The sequence below is a fragment of the Mediterranea sp. An20 genome (genome assembly GCF_002160055.1).
In the GTDB taxonomy this organism is placed as follows: Bacteria; Bacteroidota; Bacteroidia; order Bacteroidales; family Bacteroidaceae; genus Bacteroides; species Bacteroides avicola.
Window position 1 is genome coordinate 56,373 of sequence record NZ_NFJV01000005.1, and the last position, 20,273, is coordinate 76,645.

17 protein-coding genes and 1 pseudogene are annotated in these 20,273 nt (G+C 47.2%); 7 read left to right on the forward strand and 11 right to left on the reverse strand.

Annotated features, from left to right (window positions below; genetic code table 11):
- Positions 1–6 precede the first annotated feature (6 nt).
- The 4 genes and pseudogenes from B5F34_RS04485 (at position 7) to B5F34_RS04500 (ending at position 6,392) form a co-directional block, all read left to right on the forward strand.
- Entirely contained in the window at positions 7–3,936 is a 3,930-nt protein-coding gene (locus B5F34_RS04485) for an N-6 DNA methylase (RefSeq protein ID WP_087335505.1), read from the forward strand.
- A gap of 57 nt (positions 3,937–3,993) precedes the next feature.
- Positions 3,994–4,517, forward strand: a pseudogene (locus B5F34_RS04490) (DUF5131 family protein).
- Positions 4,518–4,779: 262 nt separating this feature from the next.
- Entirely contained in the window at positions 4,780–5,805 is a 1,026-nt protein-coding gene (locus tag B5F34_RS04495; protein WP_087335508.1) for a Fic family protein, read from the forward strand.
- The gene (locus B5F34_RS04500) at positions 5,805–6,392 is read left to right on the forward strand and encodes a YqiA/YcfP family alpha/beta fold hydrolase (RefSeq protein WP_087335510.1); all 588 of its coding nucleotides are present in this window, start codon (positions 5,805–5,807) and stop codon (positions 6,390–6,392) included. The genes B5F34_RS04495 and B5F34_RS04500 overlap by 1 nt, the downstream gene beginning before the upstream one ends.
- Positions 6,393–6,517: 125 nt before the next feature.
- Here B5F34_RS04500 and B5F34_RS04505 read toward each other — a convergent pair whose 3' ends face one another.
- The 11 genes from B5F34_RS04505 to B5F34_RS04555 form a co-directional block, all read right to left on the reverse strand.
- Positions 6,518–7,360, reverse strand: a complete 843-nt coding sequence (locus B5F34_RS04505) for a transporter substrate-binding domain-containing protein (RefSeq protein WP_087335512.1) — start codon at positions 7,358–7,360, stop codon at positions 6,518–6,520.
- Positions 7,361–7,383: 23 nt separating this feature from the next.
- Positions 7,384–9,486: a putative porin gene (locus tag B5F34_RS04510; RefSeq protein WP_087335514.1), complete on the reverse strand. Its 2,103-nt coding sequence runs from the start codon at positions 9,484–9,486 to the stop codon at positions 7,384–7,386.
- 154 nt (positions 9,487–9,640) lie between these two features.
- Complete coding sequence (locus B5F34_RS04515; RefSeq protein WP_087335516.1) at positions 9,641–10,183, reverse strand: 2-oxoacid:acceptor oxidoreductase family protein; 543 nt, start codon at positions 10,181–10,183, stop codon at positions 9,641–9,643.
- Between the two features lie 22 nt (positions 10,184–10,205).
- The gene (locus B5F34_RS04520) at positions 10,206–10,967 is read right to left on the reverse strand and encodes a thiamine pyrophosphate-dependent enzyme (RefSeq protein WP_087335518.1); all 762 of its coding nucleotides are present in this window, start codon (positions 10,965–10,967) and stop codon (positions 10,206–10,208) included.
- 11 nt (positions 10,968–10,978) lie between these two features.
- Entirely contained in the window at positions 10,979–11,152 is a 174-nt protein-coding gene (locus B5F34_RS17705; protein WP_087335521.1) for a hypothetical protein, read from the reverse strand.
- Between the two features lie 10 nt (positions 11,153–11,162).
- A complete protein-coding gene (locus tag B5F34_RS04530; RefSeq protein WP_087335654.1) occupies positions 11,163–12,245 on the reverse strand; it encodes a 3-methyl-2-oxobutanoate dehydrogenase subunit VorB in 1,083 nt (360 codons plus the stop codon).
- Positions 12,246–12,262: 17 nt separating this feature from the next.
- A complete protein-coding gene (locus tag B5F34_RS04535; protein WP_087335522.1) occupies positions 12,263–12,490 on the reverse strand; it encodes a ferredoxin family protein in 228 nt (75 codons plus the stop codon).
- A gap of 20 nt (positions 12,491–12,510) precedes the next feature.
- Complete coding sequence (locus B5F34_RS04540; RefSeq protein ID WP_087335524.1) at positions 12,511–12,786, reverse strand: tetratricopeptide repeat protein; 276 nt, start codon at positions 12,784–12,786, stop codon at positions 12,511–12,513.
- A gap of 241 nt (positions 12,787–13,027) precedes the next feature.
- The gene (locus B5F34_RS04545; protein WP_087335526.1) at positions 13,028–15,244 is read right to left on the reverse strand and encodes a RelA/SpoT family protein; all 2,217 of its coding nucleotides are present in this window, start codon (positions 15,242–15,244) and stop codon (positions 13,028–13,030) included.
- Positions 15,245–15,391: 147 nt separating this feature from the next.
- Positions 15,392–16,075 carry a YggS family pyridoxal phosphate-dependent enzyme gene (locus B5F34_RS04550; RefSeq protein ID WP_087335528.1) on the reverse strand — a complete coding sequence of 228 codons (684 nt, stop codon included), beginning with the start codon at positions 16,073–16,075 and terminating at the stop codon, positions 15,392–15,394.
- Positions 16,072–16,542 carry a DUF4494 domain-containing protein gene (locus tag B5F34_RS04555; protein WP_087335530.1) on the reverse strand — a complete coding sequence of 157 codons (471 nt, stop codon included), beginning with the start codon at positions 16,540–16,542 and terminating at the stop codon, positions 16,072–16,074. Before B5F34_RS04555 ends, B5F34_RS04550 begins: the two co-directional genes overlap by 4 nt.
- A 170-nt stretch (positions 16,543–16,712) precedes the next feature.
- Here B5F34_RS04555 and B5F34_RS04560 point away from each other — a divergent pair, with 170 nt between their 5' ends.
- From B5F34_RS04560 to B5F34_RS04570, 3 genes are all read left to right on the forward strand, one after another.
- Entirely contained in the window at positions 16,713–18,170 is a 1,458-nt protein-coding gene (locus B5F34_RS04560; protein WP_087335532.1) for an ATP-binding cassette domain-containing protein, read from the forward strand.
- Positions 18,171–18,294: 124 nt separating this feature from the next.
- Positions 18,295–19,443 (forward strand): acyltransferase, encoded by a 1,149-nt coding sequence (locus tag B5F34_RS04565; protein WP_087335534.1) that lies wholly within the window; start codon positions 18,295–18,297, stop codon positions 19,441–19,443.
- A gap of 163 nt (positions 19,444–19,606) precedes the next feature.
- Complete coding sequence (locus tag B5F34_RS04570) at positions 19,607–20,218, forward strand: TetR/AcrR family transcriptional regulator (protein WP_087335536.1); 612 nt, start codon at positions 19,607–19,609, stop codon at positions 20,216–20,218.
- Positions 20,219–20,273: the final 55 nt, after the last annotated feature.

A 20,273-nucleotide genomic window follows, 5' to 3' on the forward strand; every position in this document is an offset into this window, starting at 1 on the left:
GTTAAAATGATTACTAAAGATAATATAAAAAAATTACTATCTGTTCTGCATTTTGAACAGGATGGTGATGTGTTCATAAAATCATACGAAGGTGTTAGTGCTCCACTAAAGGTTGATGTAAGGAACGAGCATTTCCATTACAAGGAGACAGGTATAACAGTTGGTCGTGAAACGACGAGTAATTTCTCAGAACCAGAGAATTTTGTTGTATTTGAATGCATTGATCGTCTGCTTTCGATGGGGTATAAGTCTGAACACATAGAGCTTGAACCGGCATGGAAACTTGGACACACGCAAAAAGGCGGTTATGCAGACATTTGGGTGCGGACGCATGGCAGTCTGTCTGGCGAAATGGCGGCAGACAAAGAATCTTTGTTGATCATTGAGTGCAAGAAGCCGGATGAATTTGATGGTGCTTGGCGAGATACTCTTGAAGATGGCGCACAGTTGTTCAGTTACTTTCAGCAAGAACAGGCGACGAAGTTCCTTTGTCTTTATACTTCAGATTTTGATGGAGAAAAGACAAAACCGGAATATTATCTGATAAACGTACAAGATAACGAAGAACTGTTAAAAAGTAACTCTGAATTGCTTTCTTATAAAGATGCAAAGAATAATAGGCAGTTGTTCCGTGTATGGCATGATACATATCAATGCGATGCTGCCACACGAGGCTTGTTTGAATCAGACATTCAACCTTACCACATCGGGAAAAACAAATTCTCTGTTAAAGACCTTGTCCCTATAAGCAATGAAGAGATAAAAAAGAAGTATAACGAGTTTGCTACAATTTTGCGCCGACATAATGTTGGAGCAAAAGAAAATGCTTTCGATAAACTTGTCAATCTATTTCTTGCCAAAGTGGTTGACGAGACAAACAATCCAGACGACCTGCATTTCTATTGGAAAGGCGCTGCCTACGATGACGACTTTTCTTTGCAAGACCGTTTACAGAGACTTTATCGTGACGGAATGGAAAAATTTCTGAATGAAACGGTCACTTACATCGAAAACGAACAAATAGAAAAGGCTTTCCGTTGGTATAAGAAAGATCCGGATGCGACGATGAAGACTGTGATGGAGTATTTTCGTGCACTTAAGTTCTATTCTGATAACGACTTTTCTTTCATTAGCGTCCATAACGAACGGCTTTTCAAGGAAAATGCAAAGATTCTTCGCGAAGTGTTGCTAATGCTTCAAAATATCAAACTGAAATCTACTGTAGATGAAGGTTGCGATACAGAAACAAATCAATTCTTGGGAGATCTTTTCGAAGGCTTTCTTACAAAAGGTGTGAAGCAAAGCGAAGGTCAGTATTTCACGCCAATGCCGATTGTCCGCTTCATTGTTTCTTCTCTTCCTTTGGAACAGATTGTAAGTCAAAGCGAGAGAATACCTTCGTGTATTGATTATGCTTGTGGTGCCGGTCATTTCCTGACAGAGTACGCCGTAAGGATTAAAGAATTTGTAGAGAAGTACCGCCCAGATATTGATATCCACGAGTATTACAAGCATATCACCGGTATAGAAAAAGAATACCGTTTGTCTAAAGTATCGAAGGTCTCTGCATTTATGTACGGGCACGATGAGACAAACATCATTTATGCCGATGCCCTTCAGCCACACGCTGCGCTGCAACCCAACAGTTATGACGTACTTGTCGCCAATCCTCCGTACGCTGTGACAGGTTTCCTTGAAACACTTAACGACAACGACCGCGCAGCATTCTCCCTCTTTACTAATAATATCAATACAGCAAAGAACAATGCCATAGAGACTTTCTTCATGGAGCGTTCAACGCAACTTATGCGAGCGGGTGGAGTTGCAGGTATTGTGTTGCCGGTTTCTGTGCTCAACAAGGGAGGAATCTATGCTCGTGCAAGAGAAATAATTTTGGAAAACTTCGATATTGTTTCACTTGCTGAGTTCGGCAGTGGTACATTTGGAAAGACAGGCACAAATACTGTAGTTTTGTTTTTACGCCGGAAAGAAACCAATACTCCGGCAGCAGAGCATTATCGCAACCGTGTCAAAACCTGGTTTGCGACAAACGACCATACGGAAGAAATCTATCAAGATGAATACTTGCTACAGGCATATTGCGATCATTGTGGATATAGATTGGATAATTACCGCACATTCCTTAAAGATGGAATCATCAATGAAGCCCTGTCTGAAACAGAAGTGTTCAAAGCTTATTGTGAGTCATTTGACAGCACCGATCGCAATGCCATGAAGGGAGTTTGCGATGCGGCAAAAGATATTCGCACCCGTTTCCGCACAAGAAGCAAAACACAGGCTTTCCGCAGACAAAGTGATGAGCAGAAGAAAGCCGAAAAAGAAAAAGCTCTGCGCAATTTCATTATCTCTATAGAGCGGGAAAAAGTCTATATTTTCTTGCTGGCATTTACCGTAGATACCCCTGTGCTTATTGTCAAGTCTCCAACAACAACAGCTGCGATAAAAAAATTCCTCGGTTATGAATGGAGCGACAGCAAAGGTAATGAAGGGATAGAATACCTGCACTTGACGAAATCAAAATCAGAAAATGATGACGAGGGTGACGAAGATGATACTGTACAGCAGATTCGAGGAATTAACGGGATACGCACGCCGTTGTTCAGCCCCGAAAATTTATATGACCCTGAAAAGATAAACACATTGATTCGCCAAAACTTTTTAGGCGAGGATGTTGTTATTCCGGAAGATTTGTCTGAGTTCGTTTCACAGGCAAGGCTTGTGGATATGATTGATTTTAAACGGACAGCTTTTGATAAGGCAATAAAGACGAGTGCTTTTACTAATATAGATTTTGTACATAGTAAATGGCCATTGGTTTCACTTGGAAACTTGGTTTCTACTCCTCCACAATATGGGGCAAATGTAGCTGCAACAGAAGGAAATCCATTGACAGATTATCGCTATATCAGAATAACCGACATCACCGACTCTGGCGAATTGAATAATGATTGGAAAACTGCAGAAAGAATTGATGAACAATATATCCTAACAGACAAAGATTTGCTGTTTGCACGTTCTGGTGCAACGGCTGGTAAGCCATTCCTATATCGGAAGAAATTTGGTAAAGCATTATTTGCAGGCTATTTAATCCGTTTCCGATTTACAGAGAAAGTAATTCCTGAATATGTTTTCCAATTCTGTCTCGCTGAGGAATATCGTACATGGGTATTGGCTCATCGAAGCGGAACAGCACAGCCTAACATTAATGCACAACAATATTCGTCTTTCAAACTTCCACTGGCTCCACTGGATATCCAGGAAAAAGTAGTTGTTGAATGTGATGCGATCGATAAAAAAGTAGAAGAGGCAAGAGTGCAAATTGCCAAAGCAAAAGAGCAGATAGAACAAATTATTGCCGGAGTAAAAGGTGAAATAAAAACATTGCGGACGATTGCACCATTTGCAACAGACAGAATAGACTTTGACAGGATTTCCGCAGGCGATTACATCACAACGGATAACATGCTTCAAGATTTTGAAGGTGTGCGTCCATACGATGGAGAACTACAGACTGGCAATGTTACGGAATATAAGCGTGGTGATATTTTGATGTCTAACATCCGACCTTATTTAAAGAAGTTTTGGCTCGCAGATCGTGATGGTGGTTGCAATCCTGATGTTATTGTTTTCCGTCCAACGTCTGAAGTCATACCAGAGTTTGTCTATTACATGCTTCGTCGCCAAGCATTTATTGATTATGTAATGAGCGATGTCAAAGGAATGAAGATGCCACGTGGTAATAAAGATAATATCATACGTTACGCTATTCCTGTTCCCCTGCCAGAAATACAGCGGCAAATAGTGAAGGAAATCTCAGTCTACGAGACAAAGATAGCTGTAGCCAAAGCCATTATTAATGGCAGTGCAGAACGCAAGCAAGCTATTTTAGATAAATACTTAAAAGATAATTTGTGAAATAAAGCAAATATGGAAGAACTTAAAGAATACAAGTTACCAGAAAAGAACGATTTGATGGTTTGCGAACCTCAAAAGAATTGGGGTGGAACATGGACGGAAGAGAAACTCGACGCTTTTGATAAAATATTCACTGTAATTAAGAAAACGCCTCAACATCGATACCAGATTCTTACAAAAAGAGCGGAACGAATGGCTGAATATTTTGCGACACATGACATACCAGAAAATGTTTGGCTTGGTGTCACGGTAGAGGCAAAAAAAATCGTTCCAGAATAGATTGCCTGCGCAATTTACAAGCCACAGTCAAATTCCTTTCATGTGAACCATTAGTGGAAGATCTTGGCGAAATTGATTTGGATGGAATTGATTGGGTCATTGTTGGTGGAGAAAGCGGTCCACAAGCGCGTCCAATGCAAGAATCGTGGGTGCTTAATATCCGCAAACAAGTGGAGGAACAAGGGATACGATTCTTCTTTAAGCAGTGGGGAACATGGGGTGCCGACGGTATTAAGCGCAATAAACATGACAATGGAAAACTTCTTAATGGTGAGATTATTCAAGAGATGCCTGAATTATAAAATATAAACTAATAAATAACAATTAAAGATATAAAAAACTTATTTCTGCCAATGAATCAAAGACTTTAGAACCGAAGATAAATACCTGTGACTTGAAAGACGGTATGCACTCAGCGTGTGCATTTCTAAATACAGAAGACGAGTGGTTGATTTTGGGTATCGCACCGAAATTGTTTAAGGTAATCGACAGTTTCCCAATAATGACACATATTTCTTGTAAATCTTTGAGAAAGAGCAGAAGTAATTGAAAGGAAAGTAAGAAATGAAAGATATTGATAAAAAACTGATAGAAACCATCAACCGATACGCTGCTTCGGGGATTGAGCAACAGGTGGATTATGAGAAATTCTACCTCTATTCGCTTATCACGCACTCAACCGCCATTGAAGGCTCTACTGTAACGGAGGTGGAAAATCAATTGTTGTTCGATGAAGGTATTGTAGCCAAAGGCAGAAGTCTTGTTGAGCAGATGATGAATGTGGACCTTAAAAACGCTTATCTTTTCGGTTTTGAATGGGTAAAAACATCCAAGCCCTATACAGTCGATTTTTTATGTGAGTTGTCAGCTAAGGTTATGCGGCGTATGGACTCTGAATACTCCACATTGGGCGGCAACTTTGATTCCTCAAAAGGCGAGTTGCGTCGATGCAACGTAAGTGCAGGCATTGGAGGAAGAAGTTATATGGCATTTCAGAAAGTTCCACAAGCCACCGCTGATTTCTGCCAATGGTTAAACGATGCACTTGCTTCTGTGGATAAAAATAATGCAGCAGCCTGCTATCGTCTGAGCTTTGAAGCTCATTTTCGTCTGGTAACCATTCATTCGTGGGTGGATGGCAATGGGCGCACCACAAGGCTTCTGATGAACATCATACAACGACAGCTGGGTCTTATCCCGTCCATTGTAATTGTAACGAAAGATGCTAAAGGTGAATATATTCAAGCCTTGATTGATAGCCGAGAGCAAGAAGACAGCACGATTATTCAAGATGTCATGCTTGCCCAGCATATCACCAACCTTGAAAGCCGGGTTTTACAGTATCAGCAAAGCATAAATGATACTGTAAACGATGAAAGTGATACTGTAAATGATACTGCAATGCGGTTTATTGCCTTGATTAAGGCACATCCGGAATATACCTACGATGAATACGCCAAAACACTGGACATTGGTCGGGCTATCGTAGCACGCCACATCAAAAAATTGAATGGAACGATAATCAAACGTATCGGCTCGGACAAAGACGGGCACTGGGAAATTATAACAAATATAACAAACGGACAATAATGGCAAGGAAAATACTTTTTCTGCACGGCTTCTTCGCATCAGGCTGTTGTATACCTGCCCAAGCATTGAGGCAAGCATTTGCGGGCAAGGCAGAAGTCCTCACGCCCGACCTTCCTTTGCACCCGAATGAAGCACTTGCATTTATTGAGGACATCTGCAAACAGGAAAAGCCATGCGTGCTGGTTGGCAACAGCAATGGAGCATTCTTAGCACAGATAGTGGCATCACGTTTGGGAATACCTGCTCTATTGGGCAATCCTTACTTGGAAATGACCCGCTTTCTCATTAAACGAATCGGAGTGCATGAATACAAATCCCCACGGGCAAACGGACGGCAACATTTCGTGATAGACCAACCGCTGATAGACGAATTTGCCGAGGTACAAGCCCATCAGTGGGACAATTTCCGAACGGAACAGAATGACCGCATCTGGGGATTGTTTGGCGAAAATGACCATCTGGCACACTTTGAACCGCTGTTCCTGCAATACTATACGCACGCTCATCACTTTCCCGGCGGGCATACACCTACGGCAGAAGAAGTGCGGGAGTATTATGTGCCGTTGACGGAAAAACTCATACAATAAGGTCACTTCCTACTCCATAAGAAGGGAAGAAGTGATCTTTCATTTTAATCTTCTATGGATTCGTTTATCCTGTTGGCGTTGACCTTTAACTTGGGCTGTGTAGTCCTTAATCTTGAAGAGGAAAGTTACTTATAGTATTTGCGGTAAATCTTTTTGTATTCTTTTCCCTTTTTGAATTGTTCTATCCAGGTATTAAGTGTGTCCAGCAGGACCGGTGAGTTCTTGCTGACTGCCCAGCAGTAGAATTGGGTGAAACTTATGGCAGTGCTGATGTCAATTTGAGGTATGCTATCGGCTACGATTTCAGCTATGTTTTCTTCGCATACGGCATAGTCGATGTCGCCATAGGCAACCAGAGAAATCAGCTGTTCGGCACCATATTTCTCTATTTCCTTTATGTAAATCGTATCGCCAATCTCGTCCTCTATATTACGGATACGTAGGATGCAGGGCGAATCCTTGACTACATGCACCGTTTTTCCACCCAAGTCCAACAGGCTTTCTATATACATGGTGTCTTGTTCCGATACGGGTTTGCGCTGCACCAGCACCTGGCGACTCAGGGCTATGGGGACAGTAAGAAGCAATGAATCTTTTAATTCACTGGTGCCCAGAATTCCATTGGCTATGATGTCATATCTTCCTTGTGCAAGTCCTTCCAGGCATTTGTCGAAAGCCATCTGGGGGTGAATGTCAGCCTTCAGGTGGTGATCGCGTGAAAAAGCCTGCAGTAATTCATAATTGAAACCGGCCATCGTGTCACCTTCTACAAAATAGCTGATGGAATTGTATTCCGTGGTAGCCCGGATTGTGTCTGACGCAACTATTTCGGCGTAGTCTCTGGTTCGGTTCTTGCTTCTTTCGCCGGGTTGTCTGAAAGTAAAGGTGGCTATCAGGAGTACGAATAGTCCGATGACACTGATTCCTGCATAAACCCATGACTGATGCTTTTTGAGGTAGGTTTTCATAAGGTCTGTTCGGTATCACTTAATTAATCGTAGAAATTCCAAGAAATTCCAATCTTTAACAGACGGGGGTTAATCGGATAGTGCGGCACCAAAAACGATTGTCTGTTACCCATACCGGCATTTACGTGATACATCATGACAAAGATGCGTGTACGTTTCAAATGGATGTTGAGATAGGCATTTACGATGGGGTAACCGCCGATTTTTACCTGGTCATCTTCCGGTTGGAGATGGAATTGCTGGGTAGCAGGCATATAGGCGGGAGCATTGTAAGAAGTGAAATATCGTACATCGGCACCCAGTTGGACAGTCAGTACTTTTACCAGTTTGGTCAGCAGGTAGAAATTATGATAGAGTGAAAAGTCCGGGAGAGGAAGAATGCTGGCATTGCTGGTTTTTTGCCAGGTTATTTCATTGTCCAGGTGGAAGATGCCTAATTTGAAGTTCTGGTTCAATGTGGCTGAGAGTACCTGTACGCTTCCACTGTGTTGTGCCGGTAACGCGTTCTGGTCAAAATAGGTATAGTTTTTGATGTTCTCCATGCCAGCACGCAGGTTTGTGCCCCAGCGGTCAATATTCAGTTCACCTTCTACACCTGTGCGGAATTCTTTTTTCATATCATCATTGTCCCATGTAAAATGGTTGGAATGATAGTGTCTCATGTAGAATGAGGGCAACAGATTACTTACATGTCCGCGTGCATAAAAGTTGACAGTATCTTTTCCTAAGCGAAAGTTCAAGTTTATATCTCCATTTACTTTGAATTGGCCGATGGCCTCTCCTGCCAAACCGATTTCTCCGTTGACATTGTAATGCAGCAATTTTCCTTGACGCTTGGATAGCTCTCCCCCCACGAACACTTCTTGTTCATCGTAGTGTACAGGGCGTGGATTGGCTATGGTCGTGTCCATATTCATCAATGTGTAGCGGCTGAACTTATGCGAAATGTAAGCTGTCAGTCCGGCTTTGGCATATTTGTTGAATCCCTCCAGCAGCGAAATGCCCAACACGTTTTTTACGCTTAGCGCGAGGGTGGAATCCCTGCTGAATCCTTCTTGCAGATATGTATTGTCGTATATGGCATCAGCACCGGTTGGTTCGCTTCCCGACCGGAAACGGTGGTTCGAACGTTCTATTTTGAATGTATGTATAAAGCTTGTCACAGGCACGAACTCTTCTACGATAAGTGTGTCTTTGGGAATTGCAGTGCTGTCCCGTTCGGCTTTCCGGCGTGCTACAGGATCTTGTGTCTCTTCTATTTTGGTGACTTCGCGGTGAAATCCTAACCTGTATCGGTGGGTGAGATAAACAAAAAAATCGTGATTACGGTTAGAGGTTTCTTCTAAACGTACTGGAATATATTGGTTGCCGCCTACATCTTCCATTTCTTCAGGACGGGTGATGTAGCGGTCGTCTGTGATGCCTCCATTTTCGTTCATCTTGAAAAAGAAGTTGTTATAGGCGGCATGCATTTGATATTTTTCACCTATGTAGCTGGCGAAGATTCCGGCATTGAAGTGGGAGGTAGCTTGGTTGGAATAATAGCCACGTCCATACAGGTAGTCGATATTGAAGCCGAAAGCCAATCGTTTGTTGGCATTTACCGAGAAATAAGACTTGAAGCGGTCTTCTCCGTTGATTCTGCTGCCGGCCTTGTAGTAAGTCAGGTTGGTGAAAGGCACATTACTGTTGGTAAATTTGAATTGGTCCGGACGGAAATAGAAGAAAGAGAGCGGAGCAATGAATATGGTGGGGTAGTCGTTTCTCCGTTCGAAGAACAGCCGTGACTGACGGGGAGCTCCTAAATTGCCCAGGTAATTGTAGTGTCCCTGCATTCCTTCTACCAGGTTGGTACTTTGGAAATTCAGGCTGGCTGTATCAGCCGGTATGATAGTGCGCTCTCCCAATGTTTCGCTTATGGTCCACATATAGAGTTTAGGTGGCAGGCTTTGTATATCCACATGAGTGCTGTCCAGATTGTCGGGCTGGGTAGCCGGGTCTATCTGGTTGCCATACTGGTCGCGCATGGTTCCGTCCTGGTTGAGGGTGTTCGTTGCTACCTGGGCCTGTATGTTCAGCAGGCCGATGACGGATAAGAGTATATATGTCAGTAAAATTCGTCTCATAATCGGACGCAAAGATAAGGAAAATAATGATTAGCTTGCCCGATTCAATCTTTTTTATGCTCTTTTAGAATGTGGATGCGGGTATGGATAAAAGAACAGCCGCCTGTATATCAGTAACAAGCGGCCGTTTGTGTAAGTTGGTGACAAGGATGCCTTACATAAGCTGTATCAGATCCATGCCCCGTCTGATGGCTTCCTCATTCATCGGAATCAAGTGATGATGCCGTTCGGGCAGTGTCTTTTTCAAGCCTTTGATGACATTTTCCAAAGATACCATGGGTTTTACTTTCAGCAGACCGCCTAATACAATCATGTTGAAAGCCTTGCTGTTGTTCATCTCGTTGGCTGCATCCATGGCATCAATGCGATAGACCAGGATGTCTTTGCGGGTAGGCGGATTGATGATGCCGTAACCGTCATAGATGATGATGCCGCCCGGCTTTACTTTGCTCTCGAACTTTTCCAGCGAAGGCTGGTTCAGGATGATGGCTACATCGTATTTGCTGAGAATGGGTGAGGAGATTCTTTCGTCGCTGATGATGACAGTCACGTTGGCTGTACCACCGCGCTGTTCGGGACCGTAGGCGGGCATCCAAGTCACTTCTTTGCCTTCCATCAGACCGGAATAGGCCAGAATTTTGCCCATGGAGAGGACGCCTTGTCCGCCGAAACCTGCTATGATAATTTCTTCTTTCATTGTCGTTGCTGTTTTTAACACGTTATTTATCCTTTAAGTCGCCCAATGGATAGAAGGGGAACATGTGCTCTTCCATCCACTTGTTGGCTTTTTCGGGTGACATCTTCCAACCGGAGTTGCAGGTTGATACGATTTCTACCAGATTACTCCCCTTGCCAGCCATGGAATTCTCGAAAGCCTTGCGGATGGCTTTCTTGGCGCGGCGGATGGCAGGGACAGATTGCACACTCTGACGGGTGACATAGGCGGTTCCTTCGAGCTGGGCTGCCAAGTCGGCTATCTTCAGCGGGTAGCCGTGCAGATGGACATCGCGGCCATAAGGACAAGTGGAGGTCTTTTGTCCCACGAGGGTTGTGGGGGCCATCTGTCCACCGGTCATGCCGTAGATGGCGTTGTTGATGAAGATGATGGTAATGTTCTCGCCACGGTTCAGGGCATGGATGGTTTCGCCGGTACCTATGCATGCCAGGTCGCCGTCGCCCTGATAGGTGAATACAAGCCGGTCTGGCCAGAGACGTTTGATGGCAGTGGCCAGTGCAGGAGCCCGTCCGTGGGCAGCTTCTTGCCAGTCGATGTCGAGGTAATTGTAGATGAAGACAGCACAGCCCACGGGCGAAATGCCGATAGCTTTATCTTCCATGCCCATTTCTTCAATGACTTCGGCTATGAGTTTGTGTACCACGCCGTGGCTGCATCCCGGGCAGTAGTGCATGGGGTTGTCGTTCATCAGTGTCGGTTTCTTGTAAACCAGGTTTTCGGGTTTGATGATATCTTCTTTGGTCATATCTCGGTTCCTTATCTTTTGGTGAAACGTATGAAGCATTCGGCAATCTTCACTACGATGGCTGCCCCGCAGGTGTAGAGGAAGAATCGCTGGTCATCGGTCTTCGTGAAGTAGAAGATGACAGCGAGCAGGGCGAGCAGCATGAAGCAGAGGTTCAGAATGTTTCTTATCTTGTCGGTATCCATGTCTTTGGCTTTATTGGCAGATTTTCGACTGGAGAGCTTCTACTATTTCGTCGGGGTCGGGGACGATTCCTCCAAGGCGTCCGAAGTGTTCTACCTTGACTTTCCCGTCGACGGCCAGGCGAACGTCCTCCACCATCTGTCCGGCGTTAAGCTCGGTGACGAGTATGCCTTTCACGCGGTCGGCCAGTCTGGCAATGGCATGTGTGGGGAAAGGCCAAAGGGTGATGGGACGCAGGATGCCTACACGTATGCCTTGCTCACGGGCCAGTTCCATAGCCTTCTGTCCGATGCGTGCCATAGAACCGAAAGCTACGATGAGATAATCGGCATCATCGCATTGTATTTCCTCGAAGCGCACTTCATTCTCTTCAATCTGTTTGTATTTGGCCTGAAAGCGGAGGTTGTTTACTTCCATGGCTTCGGGTCGGAGTTCGAGGGAAGTGATGATGTTGGGGCGTCGTCCGTGGGCGCGGCCGGTAGTGGCCCAAGGGCATTGGGCGATGATTTCCTCCTCGGTGCGGCGGGGTCGTTGGGGAGGGAGTACGACCTTTTCCATCATTTGTCCGATAACACCGTCGGCGAGAATGACGGCGGGATTGCGGTACTTGAAAGCAAGGTCAAAGGCAAGCCCCACAAAATCGGCCATCTCTTGCACAGAGGCAGGTGCGAGGGTGATGAGGCGGTAGTCGCCGTGGCCACCACCTTTGGTGGTCTGGAAATAGTCGGCTTGGCTGGGTTGTATGGTACCCAGTCCGGGTCCGCCACGCATGACGTTGACAATGAGGCAGGGCAGTTCGGCTCCGGCCAAGTAGGAGACTCCTTCTTGCATGAGGCTGACGCCGGGGCTGGAGGAGGAGGTCATGACCATTTTTCCGCTGCCGGCTCCGCCGTAGACCATGTTGATGGAAGCCACTTCGCTTTCGGCCTGGAGAACGACCATGCCGGTGGTCTCCCAGGGTTTGAGTTCGGCGAGGGTTTCCAGTACTTCTGATTGGGGGGTGATGGGATAACCGAAATATCCGTCGGCGCCGCAGCGGATGGCGGCGTGGGCGATGGCTTCGTTTCCTTTCATCAATACTACTTCTTCTGCCATATCCATATTGCTGTTGTTTATTCTACTTTTATTTTATATACGCTGATACAGCCGTCGGGGCACACGGTGGCGCACGAAGCGCAGCCGTTGCACGTATCGTCAAGTGCCTGTCGGGCGTAGTTATATCCTTTCAGATTGACCTCTTTGGCGAGGGCTATCACATGTAGGGGGCAGGCCACGGCGCAAAGGTTGCAGCCTTTGCAGCGTTCGGTATCTACCACGATTGCTCCTTTTATCTTTGCCATAATCTTGTTACATTATTATATTATTGGTTGTACATGTCTCGGTTATAGAACTCCAGGATGTCGATGAGGGCACGCCGTGCTTCGGCGGCAGGACTTTGGGGGTTGAGGTCTGTAGCACGCTGGTAGTCGTCGAGGGCGCCTTTCCAGTCCGATTGTTTGCGTCGGGCGTTGCCGCGCAAGTAGTAGGCTTGATCCTTATGAGGGAAGTCACCCGTTATGAGGGCGTTGAGGGCGCTGATGGCGCGGTCTACCCGGTTGTCGCGGAGCATGTCCCTGATGTCTTGGAGTTGGTCCATTGGGTTGGTTCTGTTAGTTAGTCAGGTGCAAAGATAGGATTTCTTTCGGACTTTCGTCGGTTTGGTATGTGAAAAATGTGAAAGAAAGAGGGGAGGCTGCTATCCGGTAGATACATATCTATTGAATAGTTGCCTCCCTTCTTGTATAGGATAATTGCTCAAGCAAACCAAATAGCTTGATAGCCGTGGATATTAAATTCATCACAGACGCAGAGCCGCTTGAGAACCGTCCCGTTCTGTGTCAGCTTCGTTCTACCTGCTTGACTCCTTTGACAGTGCGTAGTTTGCGCAGAAGAGCTTCAAGCCGTCCGGTGTCGGCTACCATGACAGTGAGGGTACCTCCGAAGAGCCCGTCGTGCGAGTCGATGCTGATGCTGCGCAGGGTAATGCCTTCTTCTTTGTTGATAATGGAGGTGATGTTGGTGACGATGCCTATGTCGTCGTGTCCAACCACCCGGAGCCGTATGGGATATTGGGCACCTGCAGCCTTGCCTGCCCAGCGGGCACGCACAATGCGGTAGCCGAAGCGTTGGCGCAAGCCGGGAGCGTTGGGGCAGTCGGTGCGGTGGATGTTGATGCCGCCGTTGACGCTGACAAATCCGAAGACCTCATCGCCGTAAATAGGGTTGCAGCAGCGTGCCAGACGGTAGTCTAATCCCTTCAGATTCTGGTCGATGACGAGCACATCTTCCTTTGTTCCTCCCTCATCGGCTTGTGCCATTGGCAGACTATACCCTTCGGCACTGCGATAGCTTATGGTGTCGTGCGTGTCGGCTTCGCGTCGTTGCATCTCCTGATATTGGTCAAGCAGGGCGTTGACATCGAGGCTACCATCGGCTATGGCCTGGTAGAAGTCGGTAGACACCTTGTAGCCCATGCGCTTGATGAGGCGCATCATCAGGCTTTCATCGTAGTCCAGTTTGCGGTTGCGGAATTTCCGTTCTACAGTTTCCTTGGCGAAAGCAGTCTGCCGGGCAGTCATTTCTTTGAGAGCCTGGCGTATTTTCGTGCGTGCTTTCGAGGTGGTGACGATAGCAAGCCAGTCTTGTTTGGGGGTCTGTGTAGCCGAAGTCATCACTTCCACCTGGTCGCCGCTCTGGAGGCGATGGCGCAGGGGCACGTTCTTGCCGTTGACGCGGGCACCTGTGCAGCGGCATCCGAGCGAGGTGTGTATATGGAAGGCGAAGTCGAGCACCGTAGCTCCCTTGGGCAGCTTGAAGAGGTCGCCCTTGGGGGTGAAGACAAATACTTCATCCTCATACAGCTCCAGCTTAAAGCGGTCCATGGCTTCAAGGTCAGTTTCTGAGTTCTCCAAAGCTTCGCGCACGGAGGTCAGCCATTCGTCGAGACCCGTTTCTCCCTTGATACCCTTGTATCGCCAGTGGGCGGCGAGTCCGCGCTCTGCTATGTCGTCCATGCGTTCGGTGCGTATCTGAACCTCCACCCAGCGTCCTTCAGGCCCCATGACGGTGATATGCAGCGATTCGTAGCCATTGCTCTTAGGCACAGAGAGCCAGTCGCGCAGCCGTTTAGGGTTGGGCTGGTACATGTCGGTGACGATGGAGTAAACCTGCCAGCACTCCTGTTTTTCTTTATCGAGAGGCGAGTCGAGTATGACACGTATGGCAAACAGGTCATACACTCCTTCGAAGGGGCATTTCTGCTTTTTCATCTTCTGATAGATGGAGTGTATGGACTTGGTGCGGCCTTTGATGTGGAAGTGCAGACCGGCTTCTTCAAGTTTGCGTCGAATAGGCTCGATGAAGCGGGCTATGTATTGGTCGCGTGCCGCCTTGGTCTGGTTAAGCTTGTCTTTGATGTGGTAGTAGACATCGTGCTCGGTATATTTCAGCGACAGATCTTCAAGTTCAGACTTCAGCTTGTACAGTCCCAGTTTGTGTGCCAAAGGAGCATAGAGGTAGGCTGCTTCATTAGCTACGCGGCGCCGTGCCTCGTCGTCGGCTGCGTCTTTTATTTGGCGCATGATGTTGACACGGTCGGCAATCATGATGAGTATGACGCGCATGTCTTCGGCAAACGACAGAAGCAGCTTGCGGAAGTTCTCCGATTCAATGCTGGGGCTTTTTGTATAAAGCTCTTGCACGCGGATGAGTCCTCGTATGATACCTGCCACGTCCTCGCCGAATTCACGTCCTACATCTTCAGCTGTGCAGGCTCCGCAGCGCACGGGGTCGTGTAGCATGATACCCAGTATGGAGGCCCGTCTCATACCTATTTCTTCAGCCACGATGACGGCTGTCTGCATATCTTTGACAATGGGGTTCAACCCAAACACGTCACGCGGGGCGGGGCGGGTCTGCATAGAACGGATGAGGTGCTGCTTCAGGTTGCGGCAGTCTTCCTTCTGCAGCGTATCACCCGAGAGTTGCAGCAGTTTGCGGTAGAGGGCGAAGAGTTGCTTTTTCTCTTCTCTCGTGAAGAATTCATCTGTAGTCATAGTCTTCTGGTTTTAGTAGCACAAAGGTAATTAAAAACTTTATTATGCCGACTTTTTGTCGTATGTTTTTATGGTTCTGTGCTTTTGTGCAAGAGATGGCGGGCAGGAGAGAGCGCTTGTTCAGCCGTATCGTCCTGCCCCGCAGGGTTATTTTGCAGCGGAGTAGTCTCTCTCGCCAAAGATGTGTGTACCTATGCGCACCAGCGTACTTCCCGCTTCGATGGCTTCGTGGTAGTCGTGGCTCATGCCCATCGACAGCTCGCTGAACCAGGATGTGCCGCTCATCTGATTGTTCTGTATTTCCCGGAACAATTGGTGCAGTGAGTCAAACTCATGCCGCACTTGTGCTAAATTACCGGTATTGGTAGCCATGCCCATCAGTCCGCAAAGACGGACATGGGTCAGACTCTTCCATTCTTTTCCGTCCAACAGTTCGCGACATTCATCGGGTGTGAAGCCGAACTTGGTCTCCTCCTGTGCGATGTGTATCTGCAACAAGCAGTCGATGACGCGCCCCACCCGTGCAGCCTGCTTGTCTACCTCGACCAGCAGGCGCAGTGAGTCGATGCCGTGGATGAGCGACACGTACGAGGCTATGTACTTCACCTTATTGGTTTGCAGGTGTCCGATGAAGTGCCACTCAATGTCCTGTGGCAGGCTGTCGTGCTTGGCTGTCATTTCCTGTACCTTACTTTCGCCGAAGATGCGTTGTCCGGTTCGGTAAGCTTCCAGTATGGCTTCGTTCGGGTGGAATTTGGAAACAGCTACCAGCCGTACTCCCTGGGGTAGCTCGTTCCAAACTTGTTTCAGGTTGTCGGCAATGCTGCTCATGACTGTACCTCCGGCTTGTCATCCTTCTCTGCACTGAAGGGGTAGACATCCATGATGGCGGTTTCGGCCACAGAGGCTATCTGGTAGTCGGCCATCGTGCCTTTCATGCCTTCATCCAGTTTCTTTACAGCATCGCGCAGGTCTGCTGCCTGTACCAATACTTGTGTAGAGGTCTTTTTTTCGGCTCCGCTCTTTTCATCCAGTGTGATGAATACCAGCTTGCATTTAAACCAACGGTCGGCAGCTTCCTCGTCCGAGGGGAACAGTTCGCTGTAGTTGGCACGTTTGATGTCGGATACGATGAACTCGCCCGTGATGAACGGGGTCATTTCTTCGATGATGCGTGCTTCGGCTTCCGTAAAGCTCAGGGCATCCACCAGATAAGGTTCCGTCACCTTCTTGTTCATTCCGTTCTCCATTGTCTTCTCGTATCGAATCTTGCATTCGAACCATGTATGCATGGGCATAGTTTTCTCCTCTTTTTTATTATGGGTTAATACTTGGTTGACTTCCCTAAAGCTTGCCTTAGGGGTGGGCAAAGATAGGCAATCTCACGCAATCGGCGAACTATTTTGGTCTTTTTGTTGCTTTTGTCTGATTACTCCGTATCTTTGCGCGCACTTAGCAAACCATAGATATGACTGAACAAAGATACACTATCGCGTTGACCGATGCCGTGGCACGCAATCCTCAGGTGAGATTGGAGGCTCCTGTCAGCCTGGAACTGAAGCCCGCTGAACACGTGGCTATTGTCGGACCTAACGGTGCAGGCAAGAGCTTGTTGGTGGACTTGCTGACCGGCAGATATCCATTGCTCAGTGGCAGTGTCTGTTATGATTTCCGTCCTTCGGAAAGGCAGACTGTTTATGAAAACATCAGGTATATTGCTTTTCGTGACACTTATGGCAGTGCCGATGCCAACTATTATTACCAGCAGCGGTGGAATGCGCACGACCAGGAAGAAGCTCCGCTGGTGCGCGATTTGCTGGGCAATTATGAAGAGACGGAAGAGGTATGTACCCTTTTCGATATGTTCGGCCTGCGCCCTTTGCTGGACAAGCGGGTCATACTTCTTTCCAGTGGTGAATTGCGCAAATTTCAATTGACCAAGGCTTTACTTACCATGCCTCGGGTGCTGATTCTGGACAATCCCTTCATTGGCTTAGATGCTTCTGCCCGTGCTTTGTTGACCGATTTGCTGAATCGGCTTTCTACGCTCGGTTCGTTGCAACTGGTGCTGGTACTTTCTGTAGAGCGTGATATTCCGTCTTTTATCACTCATGTAGTTCCTGTCGGAGGAAAACGGGTGGGAGAGAAACTGCCCGCAGAAGTCTATCGGCAATGCAGCCGGGTATTACCGGAAACAGCAGACAGAGACCTTTTCAGGCGTATTGCAGAGTTGCCCTATAGGCATACGGATTATATGTCGGAAGAAGTGATACTGCTTAACCGGGTCAGTATCCGTTACGATGACCGTACTATTCTGAGAGATTTGGATTGGACTGTACATCGTGGAGAACATTGGGCATTGAGTGGAGAGAACGGAGCCGGAAAGTCTACTCTTCTCAGTCTTGTCTGTGCCGATAACCCTCAGTCGTATGCTTGTGATATCAGACTTTTCGGACGTCAGCGCGGTTCAGGGGAAAGCATTTGGGATATTAAGCGGCATATTGGTTATGTCAGCCCTGAAATGCACCGTGCTTATCAGAAAAATTTGCCGGCTGTGGATATTGTGGCCAGTGGTTTGCACGACAGCATCGGACTTTATCGCCGTCCTAAGGCAGACGAGCTGGATGTATGCCGGTGGTGGATGGATACGTTAGGTGTCAGTGCTTTGCAGGACCGGCCATTTCTTTCTCTCAGCAGCGGAGAACAACGCCTTTGTCTGTTGGCACGTGCTTTTGTCAAAGACCCGGAGTTGCTTATTCTTGACGAACCTTTACACGGTTTGGATAGTGGACGGCGTTGGTTGGCGCGTCAGGTTATTGAAGCCTTTTGTCGCAGACAAAACAAAACTTTGGTGATGGTGACACATTATGAAGAGGAATTACCGCCTTGCATCGACCATCGCTTGCATTTGGTACGTCAGCATTAGCTTTTCTTTTTATCTGGAAGTGAACAACAGACTTGATATGCCTTTTCTGATTTTTCTGTTGATTGAAGATACATTGCGTTTCAATTAGAATTCTTATCTTTGTCACCAAGAAAAAAATGTTGAAATGAAGAAACAAATCGTTTGGTTGGATGCGGTCCGGCTGTTTGCTTTTTTCTTTTTGTTGTGCTGCCATGCTGCAGACCCTTTTTATGCTACGGCTACCTATGCCAACGCCGATGTGGGAGGTCCCGTAGACCCTGCCATGTTGACGTGGGGTGAGCGTTGGATGGCTTTTGTGCGCCCTTGCGTGCCGTTGTTTGTGATGATAACTGGAGCGTTGATGTTTCCTGTCCGTCAATCGATGGGGGCATTTTACAAGAAACGCATCCTGCGTGTGCTGTGGCCCTTCCTGATTTGGTCTGTGCTCTACTACCTTTTCCCGTGGATTACGGGGTTGTTGGGGCTGGACAAGAGCATTGTCTATACGTGCTTCATCTGGGCAGAGAGCGACAGTCAGTCTTTCCAATCCAGTCTGGCCAATATCCTGCGCATTCCTTATACGTTCAGTTTCATTGCGCAGCACATGTGGTACATTTACATGCTGATAGGACTCTACCTCTATATGCCCATCTTCTCGGCTTGGGTGGAGCGTGCCACGAAACGGCAGATGCAGGTGGTTCTGGGCTTATGGGGACTCAGCACGTTCCTGCCTTACTTCCATCAGTTTGTCAGCACTTATGCTTTCGGCACCTGTACGTGGAACTCCTTTGGGCTTTTCTATTATTTTGCAGGTTTCAATGGCTATCTGCTATTGGGGCATTACCTGCGTTATCACGTCAACTGGAGTTGGAGCCGGACATGGCCCGTGGCACTGGTCTTGTTGGTAGCAGGCTTCCTGGTCACTTATCTGGGCTATGGCTACATCATGTCGCTGCCAGACAAGACGCCGGAGATGATAGAATTGTTCTGGACCTATAATACTATCAACGTGGCTTGCATGTCTGCAGCTTGGTTCCTGCTGTTGAAGCACGTTTCTCTTCCGGCCGAATCGAAGGCTGGAAGAATGTTAGCCAACCTTACTTTCTGTGGTTTTGGCATTTACATGGTACATTATTTCTTCGTAGGGCTGTGTTACCAGATTATCCAGACGTTTGCCCTGCCCGTATGCTTGCGGATACCGGCCTCGGCCTTACTGATATTTGCTTTCTCGTGGATATTGGTGAGTGTAGTCAAGAAAGCTATGGGGCGCAGGGCAGTGTACCTGATGGGCTGATGATTCAGCCATTCTTTTTTGCAGGGTGCCGGTAGACTCTACGTAACCGGTACTGGAGTCGGGGAGGATGTATATGGAGAATGCAAAATCCCTTAAAATGGGTATTGTCGGATAATTTCAAGCCTTGTACTTTTGCAGAAACAAAATACATCGTTTGTTGCAAATGCAAGTGCTGAAAGAAGACATACGCAGTCGTGTATTGGCGGTTGCCAAGCTGCAATTCGGGCAGAAGGGATATTCTAAAACTACCATGCGCGAAATAGCCGGGCTGGCTGGTGTAGGGGTGGGTAATATCTACAATTACTTCGCAAACAAAGACGAACTGTTCTGTGAAGTAGTTCATCCGGTTTTATATGCGTTGGAGGCCATGTTGCAGGAACATCACGGCATACGGGGCGAGGACATTATGATGATGCGGTCGGAAAAGTATCTGAGAGCATGTATTGATGAATATGTTTCACTGGTTGACACGCACCGCGAACTGATGGAAATTCTGCTGTTCCGCTCACAGGGCTCTTCGTTGGAGCATTTTCGCGAAAACTATACTGACCGTTCTACGGAAGTGGTCAAGGCATGGTTCTCGTCCATGCAGCAGAGACATCCTGAAATCAACACGGCAGTTTCCGATTTCATTATCCACCTGCATACGGTATGGATGTTCACGATGTTTGAGGAACTGCTGATGCATTCAGTAGCCAGGCAGGAGATGGAAGCCATCTTGCATGACTATATTCTTTTTGAAATCCAGGGTTGGAGGGCAATCATTAAAATATGAGAGACAGACAACGGACATATAGAGATACAGCCGCCATAGGACGGCTGGAAAGGAG

Bases quoted from the DNA above. Each gene is read 5' to 3' on its own strand.
- B5F34_RS04565 (WP_087335534.1), top strand. From the start codon at position 18,295: ATGAAGAAACAAATCGTTTGGTTGGATGCGGTCCGGCTGTTTGCTTTT.
- B5F34_RS04535 (WP_087335522.1), bottom strand. From the start codon at position 12,490: ATGGCAAAGATAAAAGGAGCAATCGTGGTAGATACCGAACGCTGCAAA.
- B5F34_RS04530 (WP_087335654.1), bottom strand. From the start codon at position 12,245: ATGGCAGAAGAAGTAGTATTGATGAAAGGAAACGAAGCCATCGCCCAC.
- B5F34_RS17705 (WP_087335521.1), bottom strand. From the start codon at position 11,152: ATGGATACCGACAAGATAAGAAACATTCTGAACCTCTGCTTCATGCTG.
- B5F34_RS04550 (WP_087335528.1), bottom strand. From the start codon at position 16,075: ATGAGCAGCATTGCCGACAACCTGAAACAAGTTTGGAACGAGCTACCC.
- B5F34_RS04495 (WP_087335508.1), top strand. From the start codon at position 4,780: ATGAAAGATATTGATAAAAAACTGATAGAAACCATCAACCGATACGCT.
- B5F34_RS04560 (WP_087335532.1), top strand. From the start codon at position 16,713: ATGACTGAACAAAGATACACTATCGCGTTGACCGATGCCGTGGCACGC.
- B5F34_RS04555 (WP_087335530.1), bottom strand. From the start codon at position 16,542: ATGCCCATGCATACATGGTTCGAATGCAAGATTCGATACGAGAAGACA.
- B5F34_RS04505 (WP_087335512.1), bottom strand. From the start codon at position 7,360: ATGAAAACCTACCTCAAAAAGCATCAGTCATGGGTTTATGCAGGAATC.
- B5F34_RS04540 (WP_087335524.1), bottom strand. From the start codon at position 12,786: ATGGACCAACTCCAAGACATCAGGGACATGCTCCGCGACAACCGGGTA.
- B5F34_RS04510 (WP_087335514.1), bottom strand. From the start codon at position 9,486: ATGAGACGAATTTTACTGACATATATACTCTTATCCGTCATCGGCCTG.
- B5F34_RS04570 (WP_087335536.1), top strand. From the start codon at position 19,607: ATGCAAGTGCTGAAAGAAGACATACGCAGTCGTGTATTGGCGGTTGCC.
- B5F34_RS04515 (WP_087335516.1), bottom strand. From the start codon at position 10,183: ATGAAAGAAGAAATTATCATAGCAGGTTTCGGCGGACAAGGCGTCCTC.
- B5F34_RS04520 (WP_087335518.1), bottom strand. From the start codon at position 10,967: ATGACCAAAGAAGATATCATCAAACCCGAAAACCTGGTTTACAAGAAA.
- B5F34_RS04485 (WP_087335505.1), top strand. From the start codon at position 7: ATGATTACTAAAGATAATATAAAAAAATTACTATCTGTTCTGCATTTT.
- B5F34_RS04500 (WP_087335510.1), top strand. From the start codon at position 5,805: ATGGCAAGGAAAATACTTTTTCTGCACGGCTTCTTCGCATCAGGCTGT.
- B5F34_RS04545 (WP_087335526.1), bottom strand. From the start codon at position 15,244: ATGACTACAGATGAATTCTTCACGAGAGAAGAGAAAAAGCAACTCTTC.